The 6,598-nt window shown below is 30.5% G+C and carries 4 protein-coding genes; all 4 read left to right on the forward strand.

The features are described from left to right. Positions 1-1,447 (forward strand): OmpL47-type beta-barrel domain-containing protein (locus N4A57_RS08365; protein WP_330671486.1); only part of this gene is annotated, 1,447 nt, incomplete at its 5' end. Positions 1,448-1,571: 124 nt separating this feature from the next. Next, positions 1,572-4,799 (forward strand): hypothetical protein, encoded by a 3,228-nt coding sequence (locus N4A57_RS08370; protein ID WP_293657500.1) that lies wholly within the window; start codon positions 1,572-1,574, stop codon positions 4,797-4,799. A gap of 114 nt (positions 4,800-4,913) precedes the next feature. Next, positions 4,914-6,038 carry a hypothetical protein gene (locus N4A57_RS08375; RefSeq protein ID WP_293657501.1) on the forward strand — a complete coding sequence of 375 codons (1,125 nt, stop codon included), beginning with the start codon at positions 4,914-4,916 and terminating at the stop codon, positions 6,036-6,038. 166 nt (positions 6,039-6,204) lie between these two features. Further along, the gene (locus N4A57_RS08380; RefSeq protein WP_293657503.1) at positions 6,205-6,327 is read left to right on the forward strand and encodes a hypothetical protein; all 123 of its coding nucleotides are present in this window, start codon (positions 6,205-6,207) and stop codon (positions 6,325-6,327) included. Positions 6,328-6,598 lie beyond the last annotated feature (271 nt).

Below are 6,598 nucleotides of genomic sequence, written 5' to 3' on the forward strand. Positions count from 1 at the left end.
AAATAGTTATTGTGCTGTAGATATGACAAACTTTTTAAATAAAGATACTGGGAGGATAAAACCGTTAGGTGATTTTGGATGGAGAAATGTTGCTAGAATTGAAAACACATATCATGATAAAACAAAGCTAGGAGTTACCCTAAAGGATGAATATTTTACTGGAAAAACAACAGATTATATGAAACATAAAAATACCTTTGTAAATTGGGATTTCAATAATATCTGGAGTATAAATAATGGATACCCATATCTAAAAAATATATCAGGATCTGAAATTCCAGTAGTGGAGTTAATGAAATTACCTGAATTACCAACTAATGTAACAACTGTAGTGAATGGTAAAAAAGTAAAAATAATATTTACTCCAGGATTAAATAGCCATACCACTATTTTGGCAGATCATAGAGGAGGAGAAATAGATCGTATTTCAGAAGGAAACACCTTTGAAATAACCTACTCAGAGTATGATGAAACTTACTTATTTTATATTAAAACTATAGGATCAAATGAAATAGAAAGTGAATGGTCCAATGAATATACTGTAAAGACCGATGTTGAGAAAATTGTACCAATAGTAGAAGCAAGCAATACAGATTACAGTATTAAAAATAGCAATATAGAAGTGGCTTTAAATTATATAGATAAAGAAAGTGGAATAAAAGAAAGGCAATATCAAGTGACAAACTCTATTGATATACCTATTACTTGGACTAATTATAAAGCACCAGTGATATTGTCAGCAGAAGGAAACCATTTTATTCATTATAGAGCAGTAGATAATGCACAAAATGTTAAAACCGGATACTTTGGTCCATACACAATAGATAAAACAGGACCAATAGTAACTGCGAGCACTTTAGATAGTGAAAGTAATTATACTATATTAAGATTAGATTATATAGATAACGTAAGTTCTATTAGAGAAAAGAAATGTCAAATAACAAATTCTGTAGTAATACCTACTAGTTGGAATGATTATACAAGAACATTGTTGTTAAAAAACCATGGAGATAACTATATTCACTATAAAGGAGTAGATAATGCAGGTAATGTTACAAAAGGATATTTCGGACCTTATAAAATAAATAAGCCAAACTCTTATGATGCAAAAGCAGGAGACTTAGAAATGTCAATTGATTCTATTACTCAAACAAATTTAGTTATCCCAGGTAAAGAAATTAATCTTGTGGCAAAAATAAGAAATTCAGGGAATCTAAGTAATCGACAATCCATTTTAATCTTAAAAGATAGCAAGGGTTTAGATAGAGATTATGTTGATATTCCCCCTATACAGCCGGGCACTATGAGTAATATAAATTTAAGTACAGTAATAAAGCCAGAAGATATTGTTAGTGGAATGTTAAGATACACATTCGATATTGAATTTATTGATACAAAATATATAACTTCAGATGAACACAGTATCTTAGTAGAGTGCAAAGCTTAATTAATTAAATTAACTATGTGATTAGAGATTGTTTATAACCTCTAATCACATCTTTTCACAAGATAACTCAATAGCTTAGAAAATGATGAAAGATTAAAAAAATAACTTAAAGGAGGAATATAAAATGGCAATAAGAATTTATGATAATAAGGATTATAATTATACCATGAACGAAGTAGAAGATGCTAAGTGGTTTAAGGTTAAATTTGATGAAGATGGTTTAGCGAATTTCTGGTTAAGACCTGAAGATCCGAAGCATGATGTCAATTTATATGTTCATGAAAGAGAAAGTGCAGGAAGTAGAGAATTAGGAAGTTCTACAAGAGGGGTAGGGAGAGATGAGATTATTAAAGAAATCCCTGTAGAAGCTGGAAGATATTATTATATTAGTGTTGAGAACCGTAATAATAGATATGGAGAAATTATAATTAAAGCAAGAAATTATCCTCAAAGCTCTGGTGGCAGTAAAGAGTTTGATTTAGGAATTAAAGATGTAACAACTGACCAAGCACCTCCATTTGCTATAGGACAAGTAGTTGACTTTAATGTTCAAGTAGAGAACTATGAAAAAAATGATGAAAGTCCCGAATATAAGGTAATATTAAAAGATAGAACTGGAAATGAGTTAGACTATGACAATGAGCCAAGTGTGAGACCGGGAGATACTAATAAAGCATCTTTAAGTACAACAATAAGGCAAGAAGATGTTGTTGATGGAAAGGCTAAGTTTAAAATTATTGTTGAAAGTAGAGATTCTGATTATACAGATTCAAATACTAGAAATAATGAAGAAATAGTAGAATATACAGTATCGGGAGTGACTAGTGAAACAGCTAGAGAAATTTCAGAGGATGTTGTTTATAATGATGATATGAGTGAATCTGAAGAAGGAAAATGGTATAAGGTTAAATTTACGAAAGACGGGAATGCGAATTTTTGGATAAATTCGGCAGGGTTAAGTAATAATTTAGATCTATTTGTATATACAAGTAAGGATAGAAATAGTACTCTCTTAGGAAATTCTACAGAATTCCCTGGAGTTGGACAGCCAGATGATATTGTTAAGGGAGTGTCTGTAAGGGCAGGAGTTTGCTACTATATATATGTTAAAAATTCCGCAGGTGGTTCTTGTACATTTAAATTAAAAGCAAAGAATCATAATCAAGTAGTAGTAGGGCAACCAACAAATGTAAAGCACAAAGTTCATAACGATGGATTAGGGATGACAATAACTTTTACGCCAGGAGCAAATAGCACAGAGACTATTATTAAAAATGGCAGTGAACTTATGGCAACTGTCCCTATTACAGAAAATTCTGCTAAAATAAGATTTAAGGAATATAATAAAGCTTATGTATTAGATATAATTGCTTCAAATGGGGAATCGACAAGTGTCACTAAATATCCAGTAGAGACAGGTTCTAAGCCTATATACTATGATATATCCATTACTTCTGAACCAATAAAAATTATTAGGAAAAACATAGAACTACAGCCTGACGATAAAGTGTTTGAAAATGATGTATTGACATTTGAAGTACGTATAAAAAATAAAAAAAATAAGATTAGTCCCAAAACTATAGTGAGACTATATGATAAAAATATGAATGAGTTAAAAACTGTTTTTGTAGATCCTATTCCTCCAAACAAAGAGGAAAGTGCGACAATTGAATTTATGGTAAGGGCAGAAGATGTTGGAGCTACAAGTGTACAATTTAATATTAGAGCATTTTGCACAGATGATAAGTATAAGGATTCAAACTTTGAAAACAATAAAAAAGAACTAATATTTGAGACAGGGACAAATATTTCAATTATTGATGCACCTGGAATCCAATTAATAGATAAGAAAGGAAATCGAGGAACATTTAGAATTATTTATGGTTTTAATAATGCTGCTGTCAAAGTTAAGGATGTCACTGATAAGGATTCTACTAAGCATAAGTTTCTTAAAATTGAAGAGTCAGGCTCTTATATATTCTCAAGACCTAAAGATTCAGCACAAAAATATGTAACAGAATCTAAAATACATATACAATTTGATGAATATAACAAAGACTACAAGCTACAAATATTTGGAGTAAGTGGTTCGCCAGAAAATAAAGAAAGCAAACCTTCTGATGTTATACATTGTAAAACAGGCTCCTTTGAAGTTTCTTTAGAAAATATTGGTTCAGATACCTACATAAATTACATAAAGGACATTGAAACAAGAGATGGTGTAGATGTAGCACTAGAAAAGATGATGCAAGATTATAGGAAACATGTGAAACATTTTCTTAATGGAGAGTGGATATTTGAAAATGACCATAAAGCTAATAAAGATAGGTTTCATGGGTACGAGAAGGCTCTAAAAGAAAAACTTATTTTGGATTTTACCGTTGTTGCAGTAAATCCAATTAGTGAAGTACCTATTTTTGCAACTCATAAAGGAGCATATTTTGATGTAATAATTAGAAATGAAAAAAATATTGACAGTCCTAAATTTTCTATAAAAGCTAATGATATTACTAAAGGAGTTGAAAGGCGTCTTCCACCAGAAGGAACGATAGGAATAGCAGAAAATTGCGTTATTAAAGCTGGGGAAACAAAACCTTTTAGAATAAAAGTGATAAATCATTATGCAGGTACAAGTAGACTTCAGTTTGTTATAGAGCCAGAATCGGCAATATATTCATTCAAGCCTACACCAATAGATATAATAAATAATCCATTGGCTACTACTGTACGTAAACGTACCATAGAAAAAAGTGCCGAATGGGCTGGTGAAAAAGTATATGAAACAGTTGGATGGGGACTAGCTTTTAATTTCGATTTTGTAGTCACAACTGCTTCTCTAATGGCTATAAAATTTGATACGGATAAATTTGGTGCAGGAGTATTGGAAGAATATAAAGCAAAAAATCTTGATTATGATCCAGATTGGAATAAGCCCGTTGTTTATACTGCTAGTGGAGGAACAATAGGACCCGATATCTTTAAAGATGCTACAGAAGAATTTATAAAGTTTTTGAATAACCCAAAAACATTTAAATTCAAGAAACAAACTCCAAGTGGAAGTGCCACAGTTGTACAAGTTTTAAAATTAAAATCTAAGAATGATTTTGATCCTATTGATGTAACGAAAGTTGGATTGGCTTTAGGGGGAAATTATAAGCTCTTTACAGCAAATGCAGCAAAAACTCATGATGTTGAGGTTATTGTAGTCTGCTACGGTCTATCTACACCTGGAATGGGTCCAACTATAACAGAAACAAAGACAAGGATGCACACTAAAAAAGAAACAGACCCTTTCTTTAGGTCATTGCCAAGTGTCACTAAGCAACCTGATTTTGATATATTTGTACCATAAAAATTTAATTGTAAAATTATGGTGAAAAGATGATAAAATGTAGAGGTGAAGAAATATTTCTTTGAATCTACATTTTTAAATATTAAAAGAAAAAGTTGCAAGAGGTGAAGAAAAGTGCAAAAAAAAGAGTGGCAAGTTTATGTTTTTGCAGTAATATTATTTACTTTGATTGTCATGTATGTTATTACAGGTTCAATAAGAACAGAGAATGTTGAGAGAGAGCAAAGTATAAAACAAAAAAACAATACAATTTCACTGCCAAGTAAAAATAGCGTTGAACTAGATAAAATTTGGGAATTTAAAGGGATTGGAATAATGCACTTACATGCTACAGATGAGAAAAATTTATATATCCAATCAGGGTATGGAACATATTATGTTATAGATGACAATTCTTTGAATGTTGTAAAAAAAATTGAAATTCCCTACGGAGACGATGAGTCCTTTTATAATCTAACCGCATCTAATGGAATATTGGCAACAACTTCTGATGACAAGGTAGTTGTGTTTGATACAAATAAGGATGAACTATTGTTAGATTATAAAATTAAAAAATCCTGGGATAATATAAGGTTAGACTGGGGTGTTTTATTGTATGATGATTTAGTAATATTTTCATATGGACATGATGAAGCAACATATGGGCTAAACTATAACACGGAACAACTTGCTTGGAAGAGTGAAAGAGGGTGGAAAACTGGACCTATTGACTTATATAGGTACAAAGATAGGTACTTATATAGACATACATTTAGTGATGCATTTTATGAGTTTGACCCAAAGAGTGGGGCAATAATAGGTAAATATCCTTATGAGTTTGTGGCCTTGAATAATAGAGATAGTCATAAGCATACAGATTCTTTTTATATTGTTAAAAATGTAAAAGATAGAGAACTTCGTGAATGGCTAGAAGGGTTTTATATGAAAACTGGAAAAGGTGATGTTTACAGTGTATTTAAGTCAAGATTACATTTTCATGGACAAAATTTGAATCCACTTTGGGAACTTGAATTCTCAAATGAGATCGAAGATGAGTATAATTATGGGAAATATATGTTTTTGAATTTTAAGGATAGTATAGTACTATTAGAGCTTAAAAATGATGGTGGAGAAATATTGTGGACTATGAAAACAAAAGATAATTTAATACATAGAATTTTTATACATAAAGAACGTCTATATGTATCATACAAAGATAATACTATAGAAGCATTTGATTTGTCAAAGTTAGACCAATAAACAAAGCAACTCATACACTTATTAAGTTAATGTGTGATTGAGTTGCTTTGTTTTTGTTAAGGGAAGTTAATTATTTTTTGATATAATAATATGGGTGTAGCCCTTGGAATGAAAACGTTAAAGAATATATGTAAAGTTTTACCTATGAATAAATGAAAGGTGTATTATGGCTAGTAGATTTAGAAGAATTTTTGAAGACCATTGGGACGAATTTGTAGAATTATATGGACATAAAATTAGAAAAGTAGTATTTAAAGAAGTAGATTTTGTATATTTTGTGGTAAAGTAGACTTCAGTTTGTTGATCTACATTTAAATCTGGTTCTCACGCAATTTTGGTGATATTATTTTTCACAATATTTCTTCAATAAAACCAAACCCTATATGAGTAGTAGAATTAAATTAATAGTTTGCTCGTACAGGTGGTAATAAAATTGAAGGATATAAAGATATTAAACCAATTTGAAGAAGGTAACAAAGTATACATTGTTGCTAAAAGTACAAGAGAAGGAAGCCAATGCCCTAAATGTGGGTTCATATCTAATACTAGACATTCAAAAT

Source organism: Anaeromicrobium sp. (genome assembly GCF_025210435.1).
In the GTDB taxonomy this organism is placed as follows: Bacteria; Bacillota; Clostridia; order Peptostreptococcales; family Thermotaleaceae; genus Anaeromicrobium.